The 24,553-nt window shown below is 51.8% G+C and carries 26 protein-coding genes and 1 tRNA gene; 9 read left to right on the top strand and 18 right to left on the bottom strand.

What is annotated here, in order from left to right:
• Positions 1-90 precede the first annotated feature (90 nt).
• The 3 genes from ACFSO0_RS16460 to ACFSO0_RS16450 all read left to right on the top strand — a co-directional run bounded on the left by ACFSO0_RS16460 (position 91) and on the right by ACFSO0_RS16450 (position 2,071).
• Complete coding sequence (locus ACFSO0_RS16460) at positions 91-1,089, top strand: glycerophosphodiester phosphodiesterase family protein (RefSeq protein ID WP_376881984.1); 999 nt, start codon at positions 91-93, stop codon at positions 1,087-1,089.
• Between the two features lie 99 nt (positions 1,090-1,188).
• The gene (locus tag ACFSO0_RS16455) at positions 1,189-1,398 is read left to right on the top strand and encodes a hypothetical protein (RefSeq protein WP_376881983.1); all 210 of its coding nucleotides are present in this window, start codon (positions 1,189-1,191) and stop codon (positions 1,396-1,398) included.
• A 202-nt stretch (positions 1,399-1,600) separates the two neighbouring features.
• The gene (locus tag ACFSO0_RS16450; RefSeq protein WP_376881982.1) at positions 1,601-2,071 is read left to right on the top strand and encodes an alpha/beta fold hydrolase; all 471 of its coding nucleotides are present in this window, start codon (positions 1,601-1,603) and stop codon (positions 2,069-2,071) included.
• 107 nt (positions 2,072-2,178) lie between these two features.
• On the opposite strand, the gene ACFSO0_RS16445 is transcribed toward ACFSO0_RS16450, so the two are convergent.
• Positions 2,179-3,318 (bottom strand): NADH-dependent flavin oxidoreductase, encoded by a 1,140-nt coding sequence (locus tag ACFSO0_RS16445; RefSeq protein WP_376881980.1) that lies wholly within the window; start codon positions 3,316-3,318, stop codon positions 2,179-2,181.
• A gap of 218 nt (positions 3,319-3,536) precedes the next feature.
• Here ACFSO0_RS16445 and ACFSO0_RS16440 point away from each other — a divergent pair, with 218 nt between their 5' ends.
• Entirely contained in the window at positions 3,537-3,761 is a 225-nt protein-coding gene (locus ACFSO0_RS16440) for a hypothetical protein (RefSeq protein WP_376881978.1), read from the top strand.
• Positions 3,762-3,844: 83 nt separating this feature from the next.
• On the opposite strand, the gene ACFSO0_RS16435 is transcribed toward ACFSO0_RS16440, so the two are convergent.
• Complete coding sequence (locus ACFSO0_RS16435; protein WP_376881977.1) at positions 3,845-4,525, bottom strand: TetR/AcrR family transcriptional regulator; 681 nt, start codon at positions 4,523-4,525, stop codon at positions 3,845-3,847.
• Between the two features lie 124 nt (positions 4,526-4,649).
• Here ACFSO0_RS16435 and ACFSO0_RS16430 point away from each other — a divergent pair, with 124 nt between their 5' ends.
• Positions 4,650-6,044: an MFS transporter gene (locus ACFSO0_RS16430; protein WP_376881975.1), complete on the top strand. Its 1,395-nt coding sequence runs from the start codon at positions 4,650-4,652 to the stop codon at positions 6,042-6,044.
• A gap of 279 nt (positions 6,045-6,323) precedes the next feature.
• Here ACFSO0_RS16430 and ACFSO0_RS16425 read toward each other — a convergent pair whose 3' ends face one another.
• Positions 6,324-7,310, bottom strand: coding sequence for a bile acid:sodium symporter family protein (locus tag ACFSO0_RS16425; RefSeq protein ID WP_376881974.1), 987 nt, complete (start codon positions 7,308-7,310; stop codon positions 6,324-6,326).
• Between the two features lie 184 nt (positions 7,311-7,494).
• Between ACFSO0_RS16425 and ACFSO0_RS16420 the strand changes: the two genes are divergently transcribed.
• Complete coding sequence (locus ACFSO0_RS16420) at positions 7,495-7,707, top strand: hypothetical protein (RefSeq protein WP_376881972.1); 213 nt, start codon at positions 7,495-7,497, stop codon at positions 7,705-7,707.
• 173 nt (positions 7,708-7,880) lie between these two features.
• On the opposite strand, the gene ACFSO0_RS16415 is transcribed toward ACFSO0_RS16420, so the two are convergent.
• Positions 7,881-8,600, bottom strand: coding sequence for a YebC/PmpR family DNA-binding transcriptional regulator (locus ACFSO0_RS16415; protein WP_376881970.1), 720 nt, complete (start codon positions 8,598-8,600; stop codon positions 7,881-7,883).
• 451 nt (positions 8,601-9,051) lie between these two features.
• On the opposite strand from ACFSO0_RS16415, the gene ACFSO0_RS16410 reads away from it, so the two are divergent.
• A complete protein-coding gene (locus tag ACFSO0_RS16410; protein ID WP_376881969.1) occupies positions 9,052-9,396 on the top strand; it encodes a YkgJ family cysteine cluster protein in 345 nt (114 codons plus the stop codon).
• 43 nt (positions 9,397-9,439) lie between these two features.
• Here ACFSO0_RS16410 and ACFSO0_RS16405 read toward each other — a convergent pair whose 3' ends face one another.
• The 3 genes from ACFSO0_RS16405 to ACFSO0_RS16395 are packed head-to-tail and all read right to left on the bottom strand — an operon-like array spanning position 9,440 to position 13,270.
• Positions 9,440-10,645, bottom strand: coding sequence for a Ger(x)C family spore germination protein (locus tag ACFSO0_RS16405; protein ID WP_376881968.1), 1,206 nt, complete (start codon positions 10,643-10,645; stop codon positions 9,440-9,442).
• Positions 10,635-11,771 (bottom strand): GerAB/ArcD/ProY family transporter, encoded by a 1,137-nt coding sequence (locus ACFSO0_RS16400; protein ID WP_376881967.1) that lies wholly within the window; start codon positions 11,769-11,771, stop codon positions 10,635-10,637. The genes ACFSO0_RS16405 and ACFSO0_RS16400 overlap by 11 nt, the downstream gene beginning before the upstream one ends.
• Positions 11,772-11,806: 35 nt before the next feature.
• Positions 11,807-13,270: a spore germination protein gene (locus tag ACFSO0_RS16395; protein WP_376883233.1), complete on the bottom strand. Its 1,464-nt coding sequence runs from the start codon at positions 13,268-13,270 to the stop codon at positions 11,807-11,809.
• Positions 13,271-13,409: 139 nt separating this feature from the next.
• Here ACFSO0_RS16395 and ACFSO0_RS16390 point away from each other — a divergent pair, with 139 nt between their 5' ends.
• A complete protein-coding gene (locus ACFSO0_RS16390) occupies positions 13,410-13,748 on the top strand; it encodes a hypothetical protein (RefSeq protein WP_376881966.1) in 339 nt (112 codons plus the stop codon).
• Positions 13,749-13,853: 105 nt separating this feature from the next.
• On the opposite strand, the gene ACFSO0_RS16385 is transcribed toward ACFSO0_RS16390, so the two are convergent.
• A complete protein-coding gene (locus ACFSO0_RS16385) occupies positions 13,854-14,195 on the bottom strand; it encodes a DUF4064 domain-containing protein (RefSeq protein ID WP_376881965.1) in 342 nt (113 codons plus the stop codon).
• Positions 14,196-14,215: 20 nt separating this feature from the next.
• The gene (locus tag ACFSO0_RS16380; RefSeq protein WP_376881964.1) at positions 14,216-14,809 is read right to left on the bottom strand and encodes a DUF4352 domain-containing protein; all 594 of its coding nucleotides are present in this window, start codon (positions 14,807-14,809) and stop codon (positions 14,216-14,218) included.
• 206 nt (positions 14,810-15,015) lie between these two features.
• Between ACFSO0_RS16380 and ACFSO0_RS16375 the strand changes: the two genes are divergently transcribed.
• Positions 15,016-15,342: a type II toxin-antitoxin system HicB family antitoxin gene (locus ACFSO0_RS16375; RefSeq protein ID WP_376883231.1), complete on the top strand. Its 327-nt coding sequence runs from the start codon at positions 15,016-15,018 to the stop codon at positions 15,340-15,342.
• Between the two features lie 308 nt (positions 15,343-15,650).
• On the opposite strand, the gene ACFSO0_RS16370 is transcribed toward ACFSO0_RS16375, so the two are convergent.
• The 9 genes from ACFSO0_RS16370 to ACFSO0_RS16330 all read right to left on the bottom strand — a co-directional run bounded on the left by ACFSO0_RS16370 (position 15,651) and on the right by ACFSO0_RS16330 (position 24,543).
• Positions 15,651-15,724: transfer RNA gene (locus ACFSO0_RS16370), tRNA-Gly, on the bottom strand.
• A gap of 208 nt (positions 15,725-15,932) precedes the next feature.
• The gene (locus tag ACFSO0_RS16365) at positions 15,933-16,244 is read right to left on the bottom strand and encodes a hypothetical protein (protein WP_376883229.1); all 312 of its coding nucleotides are present in this window, start codon (positions 16,242-16,244) and stop codon (positions 15,933-15,935) included.
• Positions 16,245-16,316: 72 nt separating this feature from the next.
• Positions 16,317-16,469, bottom strand: a complete 153-nt coding sequence (locus tag ACFSO0_RS16360) for a YycC family protein (protein ID WP_376881962.1) — start codon at positions 16,467-16,469, stop codon at positions 16,317-16,319.
• A 177-nt stretch (positions 16,470-16,646) separates the two neighbouring features.
• Positions 16,647-16,844: a hypothetical protein gene (locus ACFSO0_RS16355; RefSeq protein ID WP_376881960.1), complete on the bottom strand. Its 198-nt coding sequence runs from the start codon at positions 16,842-16,844 to the stop codon at positions 16,647-16,649.
• 211 nt (positions 16,845-17,055) lie between these two features.
• The gene (locus tag ACFSO0_RS16350; protein WP_376881959.1) at positions 17,056-17,595 is read right to left on the bottom strand and encodes a TlpA family protein disulfide reductase; all 540 of its coding nucleotides are present in this window, start codon (positions 17,593-17,595) and stop codon (positions 17,056-17,058) included.
• 23 nt (positions 17,596-17,618) lie between these two features.
• Positions 17,619-18,329, bottom strand: a complete 711-nt coding sequence (locus ACFSO0_RS16345; RefSeq protein ID WP_376881957.1) for a cytochrome c biogenesis CcdA family protein — start codon at positions 18,327-18,329, stop codon at positions 17,619-17,621.
• A gap of 203 nt (positions 18,330-18,532) precedes the next feature.
• A complete protein-coding gene (locus ACFSO0_RS16340) occupies positions 18,533-19,729 on the bottom strand; it encodes a branched-chain amino acid ABC transporter substrate-binding protein (protein ID WP_376881955.1) in 1,197 nt (398 codons plus the stop codon).
• A 412-nt stretch (positions 19,730-20,141) separates the two neighbouring features.
• Positions 20,142-21,374 carry an efflux RND transporter periplasmic adaptor subunit gene (locus ACFSO0_RS16335; protein WP_376881954.1) on the bottom strand — a complete coding sequence of 411 codons (1,233 nt, stop codon included), beginning with the start codon at positions 21,372-21,374 and terminating at the stop codon, positions 20,142-20,144.
• 28 nt (positions 21,375-21,402) lie between these two features.
• The gene (locus ACFSO0_RS16330) at positions 21,403-24,543 is read right to left on the bottom strand and encodes an efflux RND transporter permease subunit (RefSeq protein ID WP_376881952.1); all 3,141 of its coding nucleotides are present in this window, start codon (positions 24,541-24,543) and stop codon (positions 21,403-21,405) included.
• Positions 24,544-24,553 lie beyond the last annotated feature (10 nt).

Below are 24,553 nucleotides of genomic sequence, written 5' to 3'. Positions count from 1 at the left end.
CCATGGGCCGTACGCCATTTTTCAGGCCAGTCTTCCTCTGCTACAATAGGGAGATTCGATCCGACTTTCTGGAGGTGTGACGAACCGCTCATGTTCACTCGCAGGAAACAGCCGCAGAGGCCGATCTGGAAACGCAAAAGCCTCTGGTTTCTTCTCGTGCTGATCGGATTCATCTACGTCAACAACAGTTCGCTCCTGACCGCGCCATCGGGGCGTGCGCCTTTTCTCCTCGCGCACCGCGGGATGGCGCAGACCTTTCATATGGAAGGCATCACAAACGAGACGTGTACAGCGGAGAGAATTTATCCCCCGGAGCACCCTTATCTGGAAAATACGATTCCCTCCATGCAAGCCGCCTTCGCTGCCGGAGCCGATGTCGTGGAGCTGGACGTCCAGCCGACCAAGGACGGACACTTTGCCGTCTTTCATGACTGGACGCTCGGCTGCCGCACGAACGGGCAAGGCGTGACCCGCGATTACACCCTGTCCGACCTGAAAAAGCTCGACATTGGCTACAACTACACGGCGGACGGTGGCGCCACCTATCCTTTTCGCGGCAAAGGAATCGGCCTGATGCCCTCATTCGATGAAGTCATGGAGAAATTCCCGATGCAGTCCTTTTTGCTCCATGTAAAGAGCAATGATCCCGCAGAAGGAGTCATGCTGGCCGAATACCTCTCCCGCCTGCCTGCGGAGCGGCGAGCCTCCCTGACCGTATACGGCGGGGACGAGCCCATCGCGACCCTGCACGAGCATTTGCCGGATATTCGGGTCATGTCGATGGCGACGCTCAAAAGCTGCCTGATCCCGTACATCGCAGTTGGCTGGACGGGCTATATGCCAGAGGCTTGCAGCCGGACGCAGGTGCACATCCCGGACAAGATCGCTCCGTGGCTGTGGGGGTGGCCGAACAAGTTCATGGAACGGATGGACAAGGCCGACACACGAGTCATCCTGGTAGCCGGCAGCGGCGATTATTCCAGCGGCTTCGATACGCTCGAGGACCTGCAGCGCATCCCGCCTGGATTTTCCGGCGGCATCTGGACGAATCGCATCAACCGGATCGCCGGTGCCTATCCGAAACCGTGACGGGCTGCTGCCTTCAGGGAAAACCTGAAACCTTCCCGCCGCCTGTTCGTATACCTTGGTAACACTTGTTCCGTAACGATACTTCAAGGAGTGATGAGCATGCTGAAAAAACTGCTGAAAAGCCTGATGGGGAACCATTCCACGCATCACGGCTACCGAAAGTACAGCAGCAGTGACTACAAGTATCACAAAGGATACGGCCGTCCGCACGGGCACACTTCCGGTCACGGCCATTCCTACTACGGAAGCTCGCATTACAAAAGAAAGCATTCCAGCCGCAGCTTTTTCAGCAGCTTCTTCAGCAGCTAGAACGCTGACCGCATCCCCCTTCTGCACAGGTAGCGACTGTCCACGAAAGCTCGGCTCGCCGCCTGACTCCAGAAGGGGTTTTCCTATTCATAAAAACGACGACCGCTTTCCGTCCTTCGCCTCCGGAAAATGATCGCCGTCATTTTACTGAACCACTTTTTGCTTCCCGTTTGCAATTACACTTAAAGGAAGGGTGTATTCGATGGCACGAAAAGGGTTTATGGCCTGTCAGGGGGCCGAGTTTTTTTACGAAATGGACGGCTCTGGAGACACGATCGTCTTTTTGCACGGTTATCCGCTGGACAGCCGCATGTGGGAGCCGCAGATGTCCGTGCTCTCCAGCCAGTTTCAGGTTCTCCGGTGTGATATGAGACGAATGGGACAGTCAGCCGCTCCGGAAGGTCCCTCTACCCTGTACGAAGATTTGCACGATTTGCTCCAGCAGCTGGACGTCCCGCACGCCTCGCTGGTCGGCGCTTCGTTCGGTTGCTACGCCGCCGTCGAATTCGCGCTCGCCTATCCGGAAATGGTGGAGCGGCTCGTTCTCCTGTGCCCGGGCGGTTTCGCTCCCCCATCCGGATTTTCTGCAGACGGCGGAGCGGCTGGCAAGTCAGTTTCCGCGCTCCCGGCACATCTCCCTGCCAAACTCCGCCCACTTCCCGAGCGTGGATGATCCCGATAAGGTCAATGCCCTCATCAGCCGCTTCCTAAGCGAATCGGACCACAACGTACTTTAGGCTCGTCCATTAGACGAGCCTGCCAATCGTTTCTGCTTACTGTTTACTGTTCTTCCGACTCTGCTGCCACGGGGAACCAGCCCTGCGAGTGGATGATCATCTGCCAGAGCGGGTCCGGCAAGACCAATCGCGCCTGATCGTCTCTGGTCAGCGTCGTCGCAATCTCCGCTTCTCTGCCTTCCGCGACCTTCTCGACCCAGTCCGGCTCCACTATCAGCGCGCGTCCGATGGCGATCAACGGAACACGGGATGTCAACGCTTTGGCAGCATCATCGGCCGTTTTGATTCCCCCTACACCGATGACCGCCACTTTGTCTCCCACACGCTCGTAAATGATTTCCGTCCGCGAGCGCGGATCGTCCGTGCCGCGATGCGCCGTACTCCAAAAGTCGTTGACGGAAATATGCAAGTAATCCAGTCCGCGCCCGGCCAGAGCGTCAATGAGTACAAACGTCTCTGCCATCGTAATGCCTGGCGTCTCCGGCTCCTCCGGGGAAAAGCGGTAGCCGACGATAAACGGCTTGGTCGCATGCGCCGCGACCGCTTTGCGCACTTCATCGACGACTGCCAGAGGGAAAGCGAGTCGTTTTTCCACCGTGCCACCCCAGCGATCTTCCCGTCGATTCGCGTGCGGGGAAAAGAACTGCTGGAGCAAATATCCGTTGGCACCGTGAATTTCCACGCCGTCGAAGCCCGCTTCGATTGCTCTGCGCGTAGCTTCGCCAAAGCCTTTGACAATTTCCACAATCTCCGCATCCTCGAGAGCGCGGGGCACAACGGCGCCTTTCCGTTCGCTCGCCACTGCACTCGCGCTGACAGGCACGCCATCCGGCACATCGGAAGGCGGGCTAAGTCGACCTCCATGGAAAATTTGCAAAACCGCTTTGGCTCCTTTTTCCTGGATGGTCGAGGCGAGCCGTTTCAGACCGGGAATAAAGCGGTCATCGTGCGCGGAAAATTGACGCGCATATCCTTTTCCGTTGGGCGTCACGTAGGCGCACGCCGTAATGACCGTGCCCACCCCCGCTGATCTTCGAGCGTAATACGCAAGCTCCTCATCCGAGATCGTGCCATCCTCACAGGAAGACAGATGCGTCATGGGAGCGAGGACAATGCGGTTTTTCAACGTAACTCCGCATTTCAAAGGAACTTCTTCAAACAATCGGGCATATTTGGGATTCACGCCTGGTTCGCCTCCTGTCGCAATTTGGAAATGCTACTCTTCATTATCGTTACTTTCCTTTTGTTAGTCAATGTAGACGAACGTGCATGATACTCCCGGCAAACAACACGACCTCCTGAGAGAAAGCGGTCGGCATGCTAGGTTACATAACATTTATTATGTCTCGTTTCTTTCCTTTCATGCCCTATGTTACAATAGGGAGAAAGGAGGGTGTCGGTATGAAGCTTTCCAAATCGTTTTATTATACGGTCGACCAGTCCATGGTTGACGAGTACAAAAAAATGCTCGATTTAATGAAAATTCCTTACGTCATCGAAGCGCCTGTAGCGCTGCTCGCGAGCGGTGCCAACGAGTACTCCTTCGTCTTTCCTGACATGCCCGGCAAGCTGTACGCGATGGTGCGCAAACTGTTTCAGGCAGACGGCAAACCGTATCCCCAATAATTTGCCATCATGTGCATCCTCCCCTCCTCGCTTTTTGCGAAGAGGTTTTTATTTTTCCTCCAGTGCTGGATCGGCGCCGGGCACTATTCACTTCCCTTCGCCTGCTCCTTGATCACCTGCTCAATCCCAGACAAAATCAGCTTCAAGCCAAACTCGAACGCCCCGTCCGTCCCCATCAATTCGTACAGTCCGCTCTTGTACATCCTGCGGAACAATCCCGCGTCCGTCTCACTCATAGCGTCCAGAAGGCGGATCATCTCCTCTGCCGCATCCTCACCCTGCTCCTGGAAGTTGCGCTCATCCTGATAATCGTCCAGGACGAATCCCAATACGTAGTTCGTCAGCGTAAAAACCGCCTGCAATTTCTGCTCTTCCGCAAGCGGGGCCGATTCCAGACAGAGAAGCATACGGTTGGTGAACCGAACCATGTCCGGCTCGAGGGGCAGCGTCAGCATCATGAGCTGCGCGGAGCAAGGGTACCTGCGAATCACATCCCGTATCGTTACCGCAAGTCCTCCCAATTGCTCTTTCCAGTCCCCCTTGGAATGGAACTCCTCCAGGATGATTCGCGATACCTGGTTTGCCAGTCGAAGATAGAGCTGCTGCTTGCTTTTGAAGTACCAGTACAGAGATGGGGCCTGAATCCCCAGACGGTCAGCCAATCGTCTCATGCTGAACTTCTCGATGCCCTCCTCTCCCAGAAGCTCCCACGAGGCTTCCAAAATCTTGTCCTCCGAAATCTGCGGCTGCTGCTTTTTTTTCATCAGATACCCGCCTTTTATCTAACAGTGTAAGTTTGTACTTTACAGATTATCAGGTTCATGATAGCATCTAACACTGTAAGGTTCAACCTAACACTGTTAGATTATCAGAACGGAGGAATTCTCCATGAAGCAAACCAATAGACTCTTGGTCTTTATCTCCTTGATGATCGGCATGATCTTTGCCGGGCTGGATGAGACGGTAGTTGCGACGACTATGCCTGCCATTATCCGGGATTTGCACAACATGACGCTGTACGGCTGGGTAGCCGGCATTTACATGCTGACGATGACTGCCAGCATGCCGATCATGGGCAAACTGTCCGACATCTTCGGACGCAAACGGCTGTATCTGATCAGTATCGCGCTCTTTGTTCTCGGTTCCCTCGTGAGCGGCTTCGCTCCTGTGATGGAGCTCTTGCTAGTGGGCCGCGGTATCCAGGGAGTCGGTGCGGGCGGGCTGATGCCGCTGGCCATCGTCATTTTCGGAGAAACCTTTCCGCTGGAGCAACGCATCAAGCTGCAGGGGCTATTTGGCATCATGATGCTACTGCCTCAGCTGGTCGGTCCGATGATCGGCGGCTATGTAGTGGATCACAGCAACTGGCATTGGGTATTCCTGATCAATCTTCCCGTCAGCCTACTCGCTGCCCTTCTGATGATCCTGGGACTGCATGAAAAGAAACACCGTGAATCGCGTTCCGTGGATTATCTCGGAGCACTGACACTGATCGGCTCCATCCTGACTTTGCTGCTGGCTCCCGTGCTGATCGAGAACACGGGCCTCGCCTGGAGTTCTCCGCTCGTGCTGACGCTGCTCGGCGCTTCTGCCGCTCTGCTCGTTCTGTTTATCCTCATTGAGCGCTTGGCCGCAGAGCCGATCATTCCTCTGCGCCTGTTACAGAATCGCAACATCGTCGTCATGGCCCTTTTGATGTTTACCGTTATGTGCGGCCTGATGGGCACGCTGTCCTCTTTCCCGTATTACGCCCAAAACGCCATGGGTTTTTCCGCAACAGTATCCGGCTACTTCACGCTGATGTTCATGGCAGGCGCCATCCCAGTTCGACTGACCTGCAGCTTCCTGATTTCCCGCATGCCTTATCGTACACTGTTCATCGTCTCGTTCCTGTTCCCGGTTGCAGGACTGCTGATGGCCCTGCGGATCGAACAGGCGCAAAGCTTCCTCTATCCCGCCCTCTGCTTCTTCGTCATGGGCATCGGCACAGGAACCCTGATGGCCGGGGAAACCCTGCTCATTGTAGAATCTGCGGAGGAAGCGGACCAGGGTATCGCGCAGTCCACCGTGCAGCTTTTTCAAACCATGGGAGCGAGCATCGGCATGAGCGCCTTTGGAAGTCTGCTCGCCGGGCGGCTGAAGGACGGCTTGACGACCGCCTTCCGCCATCAGTTCGGGCTGGCTCTCGTCTTTTCCATCGCCTCCGTCATCATCTGCTGCTTCTTCGGCAAAGGCGTGCTTGCAGCGAAAGCCGATCAGAAGGATGGCTCAACTGCTCTATAGAGCCGTCGGGTCGAACAAGGTCATGTTTTCTCCTGCTGTTCTGCTTTTGGGCATCGTCCCTGCTGCGGCTTCTCGGCAAAAAAAAGAGACCCAAGATAATGGGTCAAAAGATAGGAAGTGGAGAGAATGCATGTTATGTAATATATACTAACACAAATATGTGAACAGTCAATCTGTTCTCGAAATTTCGCGTCAGAATTTCTTACACAAAAAATAAACCCATTCCCTCATCCTATACTCGCGTCAGTTTTTCATACATGCAAAAGACGGCTCTCCCGCTCATCCCGCTTTGGCATTGAGCGCAGACTCTGCTTGCTCCATCGGCACTTTCTCCACGACGGAGAGAAATTTGCCGAACGTGGAGGCAAGTGTTTGCTGAAAAAGCATCCCGAGAACGACAGGCAGCGCCACGGGGGCAGGAAAGTAGGTAATGGCCATGACCGCTCCTGCGCTGATGTTGCGCATGCCGCTATTGAAGGTCAATGTCACGATGATGTCACGTTTCCAGCCAAACAGCTTCGCAAGGGCCCAGCCGATCACATAGCCCGTGATCGCGAGCACCAGCACCAGGGCAGCCAGGGCGATCAGTTTGCCGTCAATCTTCGCTAAATACGCGGAAACCATTGAGCTGTTGATCGCCACGACGACCCCCATCGAAAGTTTGGAAAAGGGAGCCAGCTTCGGGACCAGCGTCTGCTTGACCCGCCCCCGCGTCAGTTGATTAAGCCCCGTGCCGAGCAACGAAGGCAGGACGATCATGAAAAACATGCCATGCATCATGGCTGTCGCATCCATCTCCACTTTTGCCCCCAGCAACAGAGCCATCCCAAACGGCACGACAAAGGGTGAGAGCATCGTATCAATCAAAATAATGGAAAGAGTCAGGGCGATATTACCCAGGTAGATCGAAGACCACAGGAAGCTGGAGATCCCCGTGGGAATGACCGCCGCAAGCACAAGCCCTGTCATGATGTGAATATCGTCCGGATAAAACAGCAAACCCGCCCCCCAAGCAATGAACGGCATGAGTGCGTGCAAAATCAGCAGGTTCACGAGCAGCGGCAACGGCCTAGCGAGCACTCTGGCGAATTCCCCGAACCCGGAGCCGAGACTCCCTGTGAATGTCATGAACGCAAAGATCCACGGAGTCAGAAAAGTGAACGGGTGCAGATAGCTCCCCGCCGACACGCCAATCGCCACGCTGGTCGGCGTAAGAATGGGCATGATTTTTTCCAGCGCTTTGTTCAGTCTTGCCAGTTGATTCACAGCAGATACGCCTCCAGTTTCTCCCCACCACTTTACTCTATAGCTGACGGGAGGTATGTTATCATGAATAAAATCGCGGAACAAGACGAACAATGCAGGTAGACGCAGAATCCATCCATCAGGCTTACTCGTGCATACTTTTCGCAAACCATGTAAAGGCTATGATCGGAAAGGAGGAATTTCGATGAACGGAATGGATTGGGTAGATTTTATCCGCAAAACCGAAGACAAGCTGTATCATTTGCACCGTGCGATAGATGGCATATGCAATGAAGCTGAATATAAAGAGTCCGTCGCTGCATTGACAGAGGTCGTCAAGGACTATCAGGTGTTGGTGGAAAAGGCAAAGGACGAGCTGCGCGGCGTAGAATTGCACTCACACGAGCCTGATCGCTGATGGGTTGCACAGGTCCGCATGCAGCTTTCCAGGTCGGGAGGCTCCTGCGACAGGGGTCTCTTTTTTGTGCTGTGATGGCATACCCGCTGACACTGCCGACGGTGCCGAGACGCATTTTCCGGCCACAAAAAGAAGCAGACGTCTGTTTTTCAACAAAAGTCTGCTTTCTTGCATTACTCGCCCAAATCTACGTTGTGATACACTTGCTGCACATCGTCCAGATCTTCAAGGGCATCGATCAGTTTTTCAAACTGCGCGCGAGCATCCTCTGGCAATGTAATCTCGTTTTGAGGCAGCATCGTCAGCTCTGCGACAGTAAATTCGGAAACGCCTGCCGCTTTGAAAGCTTCCTGGACCGCATGGAATTGATCCGGTTCCGCATAGACGATAACCGCATTGTCTTCCTCGATAATATCGCGAACGTCAACATCAGCTTCCATCAAGATTTCCAGTGCCTCATCGGCTGTTTTTCCTTCCAGACCGATTACCGCTGTAGCATCGAACATATAGGAAACCGAACCGGTTACGCCCATATTGCCGCCATTTTTGTTGAATGCTGCGCGCACTTCAGGGGCGGTACGGTTGACGTTGTTGGTCAGCGCATCCACGATGATCATGGAGCCATTCGGCCCGAAGCCTTCGTAGCGCATCTCGTCGTAAAACTCATCCGATCCGCCTTTTGCTTTCTCAATCGCACGGTCGATGATCGCTTTCGGTACGCTATAGGTTTTCGCGCGTTCAAGGACAACCTTCAAGGCGCGGTTCGATTCCGGGTCTGGCTCTCCCTGCTTCGCCGCCATGTAGATTTCTTTCCCGAACTTTGCGTATATACGGCTCGTGCTTGCATCTTTGGATGCCTTTTTTTCTTTAATGTTGTTCCACTTACGACCCATTTTTCCCACTCTCTTTCACTGACAAAAGATAATTGCATGAAATGAATCCGGGTTTTACCCTTCTGCGTTCACTGACAAAAGGCGCATCCGAGCTGTGCACTCTTTCACAAGACTATATTATACCTTACTTTCGCAATTATTATAAGGCAGATTTCGCAAAAACAGCGTCCTCAAAGCAAGCGCACGCCAGACTGCATCGAAGCGGGTGACCCGGGCGGGCGAACCCTAATCCGCCAGATGGCCCTCGACTGCAAATCCGCATCGGCAGACCAGCCATTGATCCCGGAAAGGAAAAACGCCGTATCCGTCAGCCGCAAATCTCACCAAATCGCCTATTGACAAATTATATAATTTATGTTAATGTGAAAAATTAGGGTATTTACAATAATTCAATAGCCCTTCATAATACTTTTCAGGACATTTATCACCATGCGAGAAGGGTTGTACGTTTATGGATACATTACCATGTCAAGGTTGCAAAGGATTATGTTGCGGCCCTGTGCCCATCACAGAAAAAGAGCGGAGAAAAATACAAAAATACGTAAAGGCGATGCCGCGAAAAATTCGGTTCGACTTGGAAAACCAGCAGCGTCTCTTCGGAACGTGCATGTTTTACGACCTGCAAGCAGACCGCTGCGGCATTCACGAAGCACGCCCGGAAATTTGCCGGAATTTTGGCTATCACGAGGATCTCGTCTGCTTCCGCAAACCGGAGCTTGCCACCAAAGCCAAAATCATCCGAAGAGAGCTGCCGGTGGGTCACCTCAGCATCGACTTTACGTGGAAAGATTTTTAGCCAACACCCGTGCCTCGCGAAGGGGCTTCACGGAAATCACCCTCTACGTATCTTTGGAATGTTGGGGGGTATCCAAGGAATTTCCGAGGTTGCGGATTTTAAAGTCTACCTCCACATCAACTGTCAACTGCTGAAAAAACTCCTTTGGCTGTTCCCGTATCATTTTGTGCAACTCCGGGTAATTTTTTAACTTTGTGTTTAACAAATAGAAATCTGCTTTATACTTTGCCTGCAAATCCTGCACGGTGTCCATCAACCTTTTTTTCAACTCGCCAGAGAGCTTCTTTTCCAGCTTGCTGATCTGTTCCGGCTTCTCAAATGCTTCGCCCATACACTGATACTCGACCATCTCTGTCTCCATCTTCACTTGAAAGGTCACATGCGGTTTGCCATTGCGAATGCTCGGCTTCACTTTCGCATTGCCGGACAGCATCCGGTTTACCACTTTTTTTCCCCCGGAACACGAAAACTCCAGCAATCCCCGATGAATATCTCCTTGCAGAATCGAAATTACCTGGATCTGGTTTTTGGACAGTACGCCGCGCATTTTAAAATCATTGAACACAGCAGCTTTATTCATGACAACCTGCTTATTCTTGTCCAGGTAAGCACACAGCGTTACATAGGTTGTTTTCTCCCGAACGCCTTTGCTCACTGCTCCCAAATTGGAATTCGCCTTGATCAAGGTCTTCTCCACATTGTTGACAATTTCAGCGAGGTGCAGAGCCGGCGTTGGTTCTGATACACTAGGGACCGTAAAAAACTCAAATACGGAACCTTTCGCCACGAAAATCTCCGTATGACGGCGCATCTGCGGAAAACGGGTTAAATAGTCGTACAGTTCGTCAATGCCCTTTCTCGCCACCTTTTCCCCAAGTGCAATCAACTGCAAGTGAGCCAAATCGGTTACGCGGTCGCTTCGGGTCGTAATTTGCCCCAAGCCATCCGCAATGGACGGCGCGTCAATGATAAAGTTCGTGTAGCCTCTCTGTTTCATATCATTGCTTCCGTATCCTCTTCCCAATTGTGTATCGCTCGCCGCATTGGCAGGCTCCACAACCTGGACAACAAACTGGTACATGCGAGTCTCTTTTCCTTGCAAACGTGCTGAAGGCAGTTCATCAATCCCCAGACCAACCACAATGGCACGATTTTCCAGCTCCTGGTAGTCCCAGCAGCCCGCCAACAAGATGCCCATGCAGCCAGTCAAAAGACAGAAGACCCGCCAATTCCGCCATTTACCGCGCACTTTGTTCACCTTCTTTTCCCTGATCGGGCAATAGTCCAAACTTCCGACGTATCTTCGCTATGACTAGGAACAAGACCGGATAGACGAGGAGTAAAAAGATCCCGGCGTTCCCGACCCATTTGGACCACACATCCATCTGCTGCAAATTGTCAGGAACAAGCGTCAGAAAGTAAATACACGGAAATAAAACCACGATCCACCAACGGTAAGAAATCCTTGGAAAAGTCCGATGGAGGCAAAACGCTGCCGAAAAAAAGGTGGAGAGATGCGTGGTGTAGGCTAACGGCATCCACAGAATAATGAGTAGCAGTTCTGCCCGTTCCACGAACTGTCGGACAACCTCAATCATCTTGGACATGGTAATCACCGGATAAGTCTGAGTAATGGTTACATCCGGTCCTAAGGTGACCAGCGTTCCCAGTACAATAAACACGTAAAATCCCCCTGCCAGACCGATTCCGGCTGCCGCGTTCAGAAACGCCCTTTTCTTGTTTGCCAGAAACGGGTAGTACAGGAACAGGATTTCAAAGCCAAGGAAGGAATACACCGTACTGGGGAGCGGCTGAATGACCGGACGAATCCCTTCCAGAAAGGGTATCCGCAACTCATTCCAGTCTGCCTCCAGGTACGCTAACGTGAAAAAAAGCAAGATCAGCACAAAGGTGATGGGCAGCCCCGATTCGTTGATACGCACGATGGGGCCTAGACCATCCCAGGATGAATAGAACAAGGTGAGCAACATGGCAACAATAATGACCTCCAGCGGAGTAAACGGCAACATCTGCGCCCGCACCACCTCCGCCATGGTTCGTACTCCGGTAACGGTGAAGAAGACAAAGTACACGATCAGCAGCACATTCAGCAGAAACCCGAAGAGGCGGCCAAACACCTTGCGATTGCTCTCAATCACCGTATCTTCCGGAAACACGCTCGCAGCGGACAAAATCAGCCAGAGAGAGAACACGCAAAATACACACGCCAGCAAAACAGTGATCCACGCATCTTCATGTGCTTTTTCCACTGCCCCGCGCGGCATCGAGATGAAGCCTACTCCCACAATTGTGCCGAACACGAGCATGACATTCTGAATCGGACTGATCTCGACTGTCCCATTCTGTTTCCTCATGTGTTGACCGTCCTTTCCCATTGACTCACGATAACTTACCGCTTCTTCTCCCAAAAGGACTTGATCATCCTAAGTGACCTCGCCTTGGTCGATTCTTTTGGTCTCAGAAAGGTCGGACGATTTGTCTGCTTGTTATATGAGATACGGACCAACGTATCCTTCCAGTCTTTGAAACGCAGGGGTGAAAGCGGTGCCAGAAAAGGAACGCCAAATGATTGTAGTTTGGCAATGTGGGCATGAATGAGAAATACCCCCAACAGGAAGCCGTAAAGACCCAAAATGCCGCTGCAGAGCAACAGAAAGAAACGCAGAATCCGATAAGTGATGCCCAGCAGGTAAACAGGAGCTGTAAAGGAGGAGATCGCTGTCAAGGCGACAATTACGATGGTAATCGGGCTGACCAGATTAGCATTTACCGCCGCTTCTCCAATCACCAGACCGCCAACGATGCTCACAGCTTGACCAATCGTTTTCGGCAGTTTGAGCCCCGCCTCGCGCAAGATTTCGATGATGATTTCCATCACAAAAATTTCCAGCACGATCGGCAACGCCACCTTGACACGCGCAGCATCCATAGAAATGACCAGTCGCGTTGGAATCAATTCGGGATTATAGGCAAAGAGCGAGAGATACATCCCAGGGATCGCGATACTGAACAAAAGGGCCAGCATTCGGACGAACCGGATCAGCGTAGCATACTGCCAATTCGTGTAGTAATCGTCAACGGTATCCATTAATTGAAATAACGTGACCGGCAGAATCAGGGCGTGCGACGCTCCGTTCACCAACAGGATCACACTGCCCTCCAGCAAGTTAGAACAGGCGACATCCGGCCTTTCCGTTGGACGAATTTGCGGAAACAGGGAGAACGAGTTGTCCTGTATCAGTTCCTGCAAATGCATCTGCCCTTGTATGAAATCAGTCTCGATGGCGCTTATCCGCTGTTTTACTTCCTCCACGACGCGGTCATTCGCCACATCGACCAGATAAAAGACGGCGACCTCTTGTTTTCCCCGCTTGGACAACTGGAAACATTCCACATACAGATTCGGGTCACGCAATCGTTGTCGGATCAGCGTAATGTTCGTCCCCAACTCTTCCACAAAGCTTTCTTTTGGCCCATTCACGCTTTGTTCCGCATCGGGAGGCTGTATGTCCCGTTTTTCTACCTTTTGCATGTCAATCGACAAACAAGCATCCTCGCCGTCAACAAAGATAAGGACTTCCCCGCATACCAACTGTTTCAAGGCACTGTCCCAGTCTTCTACCGAACAAATCTCGTTTAGTGGAATCAGGCTTCGCAGTGTTTCACGAAAATGTTCCTGATCCTCTGACGACTGGACCAGTTCCTCTTCATTCTGACGCAACGGCCTGAAGACGTACTCGTCCAGCTTTTTGATATCTGCCATGGTGTGAAAATAACCAAGACAGATTCGTTTCATGCCAAATGTAATCTCACTCATGACAAAATCGCTGTTTTGACCTAGCTGGTTACGCAGTTCCGAAACGTTGCTTTCGAGTGAGGTGTAAATGCGCGATGAGAAAGTGTCCGCCTCCTTTCTCTCGTCTGTATATGCTTCCTGATTTTTTTAGGGTATCCATATCTTTCTGCTGTATACGAATAACGCGAGGGCAAGCTTGAATGGCCTGCTCACTTTGGCATCTTTTCTCCGCAACTGCTGCATGTCCAACAGCTACTTGCATTCGGTCCCGTCATTGCCTGTGGAAGGCGAAGAACAAATAAAAAAAGCCTTGCGCAGCAAAGCTTTTGATAGGGTGCGGGTGATGGCAATCGAACCTGCGCCATTGCTCAAGAATCGCTCTTGGCTCACAAGCTGGGGAATACCACTTGCTGCCCAGCTTTCGTTTCACAATTCGCGGGAAGAACACTGCTTGGATGTTACTGACCGAAGATCCATCTCTGCTTACGCCGATTCGATCATCGAAAAGGGGACGTCTCAAAAGTCGATTTTTTGACTTGGCGACGCCCCTTTTGCCGTTCAAAAATGTTGAAAATTCAATGTTTTCAATGTGGTATTTGGTGACGTTCGCAATCTTGCTCTTTGTGGACAATCCCTTTACTCACGCTGTTGTGCCTTGATTTTGATTGGATTTTTTCTTTGAGAAGATCCCCATAAGCCCGCCCACGACAAACAGTATGCCAGAAAGTATGTAGAAGAGTGATACCGAGATAAAACCTCCTACACCAGCAACGAGCATCAACCATCCTGCCAGTTTTGTCTTTGATTTAGAAATAGCGGCAGCGATGATTCCAAGAATACTGAAAAGCAAAGCAGCCATGCCTAATCCAGATACGGTAGATGCCCCATTGGCATTGAGAGCTTCACCCACACCCCCAATAAACATCGCAAGAACCGCGGAAATCACTCCAAAAATGCCAGCAATAAGTCCAAGCGCAAACATATTGACACTCTCCTTTCTTCTTACTTCGCCTCAAATTTCCAGATTGCTTGACCACTTGTAAACGGGTTGTCAAAGATAAATTCGTAAGTTTTGGACTTCGCTATATCAAATGCAACTTCTCCACGTACTTTCCTGCCAGGAGCTACTTCGCCGTCTACACTGCCCTTTGTATTTGGAGCAATCGTTATGTTTTCAGCGTACCCATTCTCATCCTGAAGCTTCATCTGAAGCATGGTTGAAACGTTCTTTGGTTTGTCTGATTTATTTTCTACCGTAATATCGAGGATAACGTATTGGCCATTTCTTGGTTTCATGAATTTATTCCCTTTTGCAACTTTAGCGCTATTGACAGTGATATTTAATCCATCAAAGTTCACCGTCTCTCCTAGCTTTAATGGCTCATTTTTATTCTCCTCCGTTGCGGGTGCTGGTGCTGCGGATTTCGGTGTTGCGGTTTGCGTCGCTGATGCTGGCTCGGCCGCAGGTTTAGACTGCGGTTGGCTTGCCTGCGCGTTCTCGGTTGGTTTGGATGGCTCCACTTTTTGTACAGTCGATTCACTACACCCCGTAAGAACCACTCCCAATGCCAAAGCAATTAAAGATACTTTTTTCATACGCGTTGCGCTCCTTCGTTAATCAAAAAAATTTTTTCAACAAAATCCACAATAATCTAAATCACCCAACTTGTACAAGCACAATCGATCGACAACCTTCGACAAAACTCAGTTGTGGATAAAGTAATGCATAGATTCTCTCTCGTCTTGCTCGAGCAGCAACTGTCGGATCAGTTTTTCGTTAAAAACATGCATCCGAAAAATGCATTACTTGCGGAGATAATTCTGAGGAAGCTTTTCGTATGGCTCGCGAAGCCATGGCTTTGCACCTTTACGGCATAGAGCAAGATGGAGAAGTGATTCCGGAGCCATCCACCTTGTCTACATTGGATACAGAAGCAGGCCAAGTCATCACCTTAATCGAGACGTGGATGCCCCCATTCCGAGACGAAATGGAGAATCGCGCCGTGAAGAAAACGTTGACCATTCCCAAGTGGCTCGATGACCTCGCTCAAGAGCACAAGGTGAATTTTTCTCATGTCCTTCAGGAGGCATTGAAAAAGCACTTAGGCGTATCTGATAAGAGTACCTGAGAGACAATGCGGCAATATCTCCCGGCTACCGCCATCCTAGTACGACCAGAAAAAAGGCCAACCAGTAAACTCTGGTTGACCTAATAATACGAAGGAGCTGTCCAGAAAGTCCGTTTACGCCGGCTTTCTGGACGGCACTTTTCCCGTTCGCATCCGTTCGTATCTAAGTGAATTTTGCAGAATATTGCTAAAACTCACCCCCAATCCGTCCCCAATTGATGTTTCTCACCCCATCTCGTCCCCGATTCCCGCGACCAAACAAAAACAAAAACCCCTGATCTCTCAAGGGTTTTCATGCTCTGTTACTATGGAGCGGGTGATGGGAATCGAACCCACGCCGCTAGCTTGGGAAGCTAGAGTTCTACCATTGAACTACACCCGCATGTTCATTCGGTTGAAGAAAGATAACGTGTCCCATGTATTACTAATTATATATAGTTTCCTTAAACTTGTCCAGAGTCTATCGTAAAAATCCTCATGAGTTTGACCCGCAATATTCCATTCTTTCTACTATCCCCCAGAGAAAGACTGAACCTGCAATCGGGCGATCATGACAGCCATTTTTACACGGGTGTGCGGCGCGACCGATGTTATAACTTCCCTATTTTTTGCAAAATTTCGTTTGCCCACTGATGGAACACGGCGAGCGCTTCTTCTGCCGTCGCAAAGCGGCGCTGTTCCTCGCACGCATAGTCCGGAAAGTCTGTGATCCGATTTTTCCGGATGCACACCGCTTCTTCCTCTACCTTAATTTCCAGAAAGTAAGGAACAGCTTCGTCAATCCCATCGCTGTTTTCCAGATATTCATACGTGCGCAACCACTCCAGAATCCGAACCTCGGACGGCTTTACGCGCAGCACCTGCTCCAGGGACATAATCGTTTCATTGCCGTAGTAATGCATGTTCTTCAACCTTTCCGTCACGCATTTTCGTCTTCTCGTCAATCCTGCCCGGCGGACGCCAGATTCCCAAGGCTACTCCTTCTTTTCCTCTTCCTCTTTCCTGGCCAGCTCCATCATCTTTTGCAGCAAAATGTGCTGCGGCATATGCATCAGCTGTTCGAGTGGAACATTCAGTTTTTCAGCCAGCTTCAAAGCCGTTTCGGGCGAAATTTGCAACGGACGCACAAAATCACTCTCCTTTTTTCATCAAAATGCAGGTTCTTTCAGTATAATGCATGCCAGTGACGCTTGCCATAGGGTTTCGAGAGCCAGACCAGCCCGGCACCTGCTCACATCGCAAAAAACAATCCCTCCGAGCCGCCAGAGGGATTCGCTTACCTGCGTACTATGCTTGTCAAAACATCAAGACTGCTGTCTCGTGAGGATGCAAGGAACTCCGAATCCGATCTCGCCGGGCTGGGACATTTTTTCGAGATATGCCAACCCCCGGGCACATTGTTGCTTGCACACCTGACAAGTGGAAGACGTCACCATCTTCAAGTTCAATTGATTGGGATGCTGCCGCGAATTTTTCTTTTTGATTTTCTTTCCCTTGGCCATCTGATCTCCTCCCTTAGCCCTGGATCACTCCAGTCTATGTAGGAGAACAACCCTGTTCCTTAGGCAACTGTACAAAACAAGGAACCTGCTGCGATTTTGGGCACGGCCACCGGGCTCAGAGGACAGCTATCCATCGGTTATTCCGGCGAGAAAAAGCTGGCTTCGGTGCGCAGGAAAAGCGCTACTTTTTATTCACACAGCGCTCTGTTCTTCATTGCTGCGGTTGTTGGGCCAGAAGCTGTCGCAGTTCCAACTCCAGCGTACCGGCGTCGATCATGCCGATGATTTTCTTGCGGATGATCCCTTGGGTATCGACCACATACGTCGTCGGGAAAGCCTGGATCAAGTACAGGTCGGAGACGGTGCCCGCCACATCCATAGGGATCGGGAAGGTCAGCTTGTACGCCGAAACGAACGCCGCAGCGGCCTCTGGACTGTCGCTTGTCGTCACATTGATGCCGTAAAAATCAATCTGGTCTTTATATTTCTCATACAGCTTTTGCAGATCCGGAGCCTCCATGCGGCACGGTCCGCACCAGGAGGCCCAGAAGTTGAGAACGACAGGCTTGCTTCGCTTACCCTCGACCTTGTACACCTGATTGTCCAGAGCCTTCAAGGAAAAATAAGGGGCCACGTAGCCGACCTGTGGCTTTTGCACCTCTGTTACGACGGCGACGGTATCCTTTGGTTCCTGCCAGACGGCAATGCCGAGACCGACAGTCACCAGCAACGCCAGTGCCAGTTTGTTCATCTCGCCACCTCTGCTTCGCTCGATCAAAATCCCGTAAAGCCGCCAAACAGTTGAATCAATACGCGTGTAATGTCCGTCAGCTTATCGGTGTACAGCAGCACGCCAAACAGGATCATGACAACGCCGCCGACCTTCATGAACTGGTCGGAGTATTTGACGATCGCACTAACCTTGCTGATAAAAAACGTCATGACGAAAAACGGAATGGCGAACCCCAACGTGTAAGCAAGCGTATAAGCCAGGGCACGCGACGGGTCCGTCACCCCTAGCACGATAATCCCCGAAAGAATCGGGCCAACGCAAGGCGTCCATCCAGCAGCATACGTCATCCCTACCAGTATGGACCCAGTATACCCCAACGGACGGGATTTTAAATCGATCTTGAACGAGCGCATCATCCAGTCCATCTTGAACACCTGGAGCATGACGAGACCGATGATTGCGAGCAAAATGCCGCCAAGCTGGCGAATCAGTTCCTTCTGGTTCTCGAACAGGCTGCCGATCCAGGAAGTGGACAAACCAAGGGCGATGAAAATAATGGAAAACCCGATAATGAAAAACAAAGTGTGCAGCAAGGCCTGTTTTTGGAAGACGGTTCTTCCCTTTTTTACTTCATCGACGGTAATCCCGGTTATGTATGACAAAAAGGACGGGTAGAGCGGCAGACAGCAAGGCGATATAAAGGAGAGAAAGCCGGCGCCAAAAGCGAGCAGAACGGACAAATTTCCAGTCATACTTACCTCCGAGGTTGTTTCATCCACTATCTACCTTATTGTAGCGGAACTTCCCTGATGTCAAAAGCGGAGGGAGCACTTTGCCCCAAAATCGTGACAATTTTTGTTAACGTAAGGTTTATTATGTAACCGCCAGCACCAGCCGCGACATAGCAAAAGGCGCCTGTTCGCAGTCGAACAAACGCCTTTTGCTGTTGCAGGGATTACTCCGTTGCCTTGCCGATAAATTCGGCTTTGTCTTTTCCATATTGGTAAATGTACACTTGCGAATGCTTGTTGTCGCCCTTCTCATCGAAGGAAACTTTCGTGAACAAGCCGTTGAAATCGGTAGTCGCACGGATTGCCGCTTCTACTTGCTCGCGTGTCGGCTTTTTGCCGCCGTTGTCTTTGATCGCTTTCTCGAGGCCATTCAGGGCTACGAGAGTCGCATCATAGGCGAATGGAGAAAATGCGCCCGGCTCTTTGTTGAACGCAGTCTTGAACTTCTCGACCCATTGCTTGCCAGCTTCTTCCGAGCGAATGTCGCTTACGACGGTAGCGTATACGATTCCTTCCGCAGCTGGACCCGCAATTTTGTACATATCGTTCGACTCCAGTCCTTCGCCGCCCATGAACTTGCCTGTGAAGCCTTTTTCTCTCGCCTGCTTCGCGATGATGCCCAACTCAGCGTACATACCGCCGAAAAAGACCAGGTCCGGATTTTTCGCGATGATCTGGTTCACGATGGGGCTGTAGTCTTTCTCCCCTGCGGTTACACCTTCGTAGCCGACTTCGGTTACACCCAGGTCTTTGAACGCTTTGCGCACTTCGTCAGCCAAGCCTTGTCCGTAAGATGTCTTGTCGTGGGCGAGGAATACTGTCTTTGCACCCATTTTGTCTTTGGCGTATTTCGCCGCAGCAGGAGCGATCTGGTCGTTACGCGCCACGAGCCGGTTTACGCTCTTTTTGCCGTCTTCTGTCAGTTCTACGCCCGTATTCGCCGGGGAAACCATGGCCAGATGGCCTTCCTCGTATTTGACAGAGGCAGGAATCGCGACACCAGTGTTGTAGTGGCCGATGACAGCGTACACATCCGGGTCGGAGATCAGCATTTCGGCGTTGGATACCCCGATTTTAGGGTCCGCCTGATCGTCTTGCGGGAACAGTTGAATGTCAAAGCCCAGCTTTTTGAAGTCCTCGGCGCGATCTTGCACCGCCAATTGCGCCCCCATTCTGATACCGTCCCCTTCCAGCGACTGCGCTCCAGACAACGGGCTTTGTGTCGCAATCTTGATGACGGTAGAACCGCTGCTGCTGCCCGAACTGCTCTCTGTAGATGCCGGAGCTCCGGCCTTGCCGCATCCGGCAACGAGAGATCCAACCAGCAGGGAAACCAATAACAGGCGAGTGTTTTTCTTCATGTACAACGATACCCCCAAATGATTGATAGATTATATATTTTATATAAACATAACAACTGAAAACGTTTTCGTCAATCATTATTTCATTCTTCGCAACTCATGTAATATTTCCCGAACAACGACGATTGCGCAGATACCAAATCTGGTAATATAAGGAGCTTAGCGTACTTTTACCTGCTTCTCCCCGCTGCAACAGGAAAGCGACTTGAAGTCTGAACTGTTGGGAAATTCCGACTTCTGCCCCGATCATTCATTGATTACTCATGCTCCAAAAGTTTAACTACAAATTACTTCCAGCATTCCCATCCTGACAGTGAGACTTCCCTGCAGAGACACGATAAATCCTTTGCGGGCAAACAAAAAGAGGCGGAAATGCTCCGCCTCCAGCTTTCGCCTCATCCGCTTGGATCGGCTATTGTTTTTGGATGCTTACTTTTCCGCCGTCTGACAACAAGGTTTGCCCTTTGACAACGATGGTATCGCCCGCGGACAGGCCGGATACGACTTCGATCTTGTCGCTGGTGCCGACACCTGTCTGAATTTCTATCTGTTTGGCTACGCCGCCTTCGATTTTGAAGACGTATTGCTTGCCTTCGCGGTCAAATACAGCTTTGCGGGAGATGACCAGGCTGTCCTTTTGGCCGGCCGTTTCATTCGGAAATGTCACATTGACCACCATGTCGGACTTCAACGCGTTGTCCAGATTCGGAATCGTAATCTCGACCGGGTAAGCCTTGAGAGCGGAATCCATCACCGGGCTGACCGCTGTTACCTTAGCATCAATCGTTTGGCCGGTCGACTGGATGTTGACTTTTACGCTCGTGCCCACTTTCACCTTGGTAATGTCGGCTTCCGACAGGTTTGCTTTCACCAGGAGCGGATTCGTGTTCACGATGACGACAACCGGCTGCTGTCCTGCCATTTGTCCGACGGCTCCGTTTACACTGGAAACAAATCCGCTGATCGGGGCGGTGACCGTGGCGTTTGCCAGCTGTTCGCGGGCATTTTGCAGGCTCACTGCCGACTGGTTCACCGAAGCCTCGGATACTTGTGTTCCTGTTTTTTGCTGGGCAGCCTGCAGGTTCTGCTGCGCATTCGCATAGGATGTCTGCGCATTGGTCAGCTGCGTGTTCGCTTGTTCCAGTTGTTGGGAGGAGATTGCTCCTTGTGTGAACAGCTGCTGCATGCGCTGCTGATTCAGCTTCGCGTCCGCCAGTGCTTGTTCGGCCTGCTTCAAGCTGTTTTTCGCTTGCACCAGACCTTGTTCAGAGTTGCTGTTCGACTGCTTCAGGTTCGCCTGGGCGACACGGTAAGCTGCCTCTGCCTGTTGCACGCTGTTCGCCAGATCCTGTTCGTCGATTTTGAAGAGCAGCTGTCCTTTGTTTACATACTGACCCAGTTTGACAGGGAGCGACGTAATTTTGCCGCTGACTTTTGCCGACACCTGCACTTCCTCGCTTGGCGCCAGCTTCGCAGTCAGCCCGGACTCTGAGCTGACTGTACCCGTCGTCACTTGCTCTACTTGTACAGGGGTTACTGACTCCGTCTTTTCTGTAGGCGTCTGCGCGGCTTGCAGGCTGGAACAACCTGCCACCAAGCTGATGGCGAGTAACGCGAGAATGACGGGTTTACCTACTTTGTTCATATATGTCCCTCCTAATCCCACAAACGAACTACACTTCCAGAGCGGGAGCGTTTTTGGCTTTTTTCCTGGCTTCTTTTTTCGCTTTGCGCAATGCGCGCTTCTCGCGGCGTTTTTTGCCTCGGTCATCGAACCAGGACGTCACGACAGGCACCAGTACGAGCGTGATCAGCGTAGCAAAGCTCAAACCGAAGATGACGGTAATGCCCATCGGCGCTTGTGTCTCGTTACCTGATCCACCTGCGAAGGCGAGCGGCCCGATCGCCAAAATCGTGGTCAGTGTCGTCATCAGGATCGGACGCAGACGGATTGGACCGGCATGCAGGATCGCATCGCGCAGCTCCCAGCCCTGGGCCCGCAACTGGTTGATGTAGTCGATCAGCACGATCGCGTTGTTCACGACCAGACCAATCAGCAAGATGTACCCGATCAAGACGGATACGCTGATCGGAGTTCCCGTCACCAGCAAACCAAGCAGTACGCCTGTGACGGTCGGCGGAACGGAGAACATGATGATGAACGGGCTGTACAGCGATTCAAATTGCGAGGCCATGACCATATAGACCAGGACGACGGACAGGACAATCGCCAGCGCCAGGCTGCCAAACGATTCCGCCATGTCCTGGCTTTGCCCGCCGAATTCCAGCTTATAGCCATCCGGCAGATTCAGCTTATCAATTTTGGCCTGAATCTCTTTCGACACGGAGTTCAGGTCGCGCCCCGCCAGGTCGCTCGTAATTTTCACTTCGCGCGTCATATTGGAACGGTTGATCGTCAGTGGAACATCGACCTTGCTGATCGTCGCCACGGAAGAAAGCGCCACTTGTGCGCCGCCTGGTGCGGAAATGCGCAGATTGTTCAAGTAGTTGATATCTTCCTGATAATTCTCGGGCAACTGCAGCTTAATGTCAATTTCATCATCACCGGTACGGTATTTCGTGACGGTCTGCCCTTGGAACGACGTGCGCACCGACGACAGAATTTGTCCGGTGGTCAAGCCGTAAAGACTCGCCTTTTCCGCGTTTACTTTCACTTCAAACTCTTGCCGGGACTCCTCTAGGCTCGTCGTGACATTGCTGGTGCCCGGAACGCTTTCCACTTCACCTTTGATGATGCCACTGATGTCTTTGAGCACATCAAGGTCGTCGCCGCGAACCGTCAGCTCGATTGGCGAACCGGTCGACATGCCTTGAGCCGCGCTGACAGTGATTTCCGGACCGGGGATCGATTTCAGTTTTGCCTGCAAATCCATGACGACATCATTGGAAGAACGATGGCGCTTCGTGACATCCACCAACTTCAAGGTGATGGTCGCCTGATTCGATGACAAGGTGCTGGCGAGCGGTGAGCCGCTGCTTCCGATCGACGTCGCTACGATGTCTTTTTCCGGTACTTGATTGACAATCGCCTCCACTTGCTTGGCGACCTTTTCCGTCTCAGCCAGTACCGTGCCATTCGGCATTTTGATGGAAATGGAAATTTGTCCCTGATCCATGCTCGGGATGAATTCGGCACCGATTAACGGCGTCAAAGCCAGCGAGCCGATCATCATGACGACGGCGGTAATCATGACCGTCTTGCGATGACCCAGCGCCCAGTCGAGCAATTTTTGATACCCTTTTTCGACTTTGTGGAATCCGATATTGAACCAAATGACCGGGTTGATGCCTTTGTAGTTTTTCCGGTTGGCATGATCCGGCACTTTTTTCAGGATGCGCGAGCTGAGCATGGGAACGAGCAGAAGCGAGAACACCAGCGCGGCAATGTGGGAGAATACCACCGTCAGCGCCAACGGTCCGAACAGCTCTGCCGCAATCCCTTGCGTCAGGGCAATCGGCAAAAATACGCAGATTTGCGCCAAAGCAGAAGCCATGACGGCTGTCCCTACTTCCTTGGAACCGACCAGCGCCGCTTCCATCATGCCTTTCCCTTTTTCCCGCTGGCGGAAAATGTTCTCCAGCATAACGACCGCAAAGTCAATCAACGACCCTAGCCCCAGCGTCAGACCGGACAAGGAAATCAGGTTGATCGTCTGGCCCGTCATGTACATCAGCAGGAAGGTCGCCACGATGGACACAGGCAACACGATGATCGCGATGAGCATGGACTGGAAGCTGCCCAGGAAGAAAAACAGCAGGAAAATCCCGACGAGACCACCCAAGAGAGCGTGCTCCGCCGTTGTATAGATGGAATCTTTGATGTACGTGGACGTATCGAGAGTCGTCGTTACCTGGATGTTCGCAGGCAAGTCTTTCTTGATCTTTTCCATTTCCTTCTTGACTTCATCTGCTACCTCGATGGTGTTGCCGCCAGATGCTTTCGTAATGGAAATGCCCAGGCTTGGCTTGCCGTTGACGTAGCTGAGCTGCGTTACGTCTTCTGTCGTGTCGTTTACCTGGGCGATGTCGCTCAAGCGAATGGAGCCGCCGCCCCCAACGGAAATCGGGGTCATGGCGATTTCGTCGACATTGGCAAATTCGCCTTGCACCCTGATGTTTAATTTGCCGTCGCCCTCGCGAACCGAGCCGGCAGAGCCAGACAGGTTGCTGCTGCTCAAAGACTGGGAAATCTGGTCAAGCGTCAGCCCGTACGCAGACAGCTTCGCCGGGTCTACGATGACGTCGATGATCCGATCCTGTCCTCCGTTCAGAGAAGCAGAAGCTACGCCATCGATGCGTTCCAGGCGGGACTGGATCAAGTCTTCAGCCAAACTTTTCAGCTTGTTTACATCCTGCTCTCCCGTTAACGCAAATTGGAGAATCGGCTGACTGTTTGGATCAATCCGCAAAACGCGCGGAGCATGCGCGGTGTCAGGCAGCATCCCGCGCACCTGGTCCACTTTCTCGCGCATATCCAGCGTGGCCTGGTCCAGATCGGTTCCCCAGTTGAACAGGAGAATGACCTGGGAAGCACCTTCCACGGATACCGAGGAAATGCTGTCCAGGTCAGAGACCGTTCCGAGCGCATTTTCAATCGGCTTCGTCACCAGCTTCTCTACCTCGCTGGGTGATCCGCCGTCTACGGACGTCACGACGACTGCAACCGGAAAGTTCAGGTCTGGCATCAGATCGATTGCCAAACGCGGCAAGGATACAAAGCCAAAAATCAGCACGGCTACCGTCAGCATAATCATCGTGACGGGCCGTTTAATCGACAGTTCTGACAGATTCAATTTGCCTCAC

Source organism: Brevibacillus sp. GCM10020057 (assembly GCF_042683565.1).
Lineage (GTDB): Bacteria > Bacillota > Bacilli > Brevibacillales > Brevibacillaceae > Brevibacillus.
The sequence above is the reverse complement of the archived record's forward strand: the minus strand, read 5'-3'. Positions and strand labels throughout refer to the sequence as shown.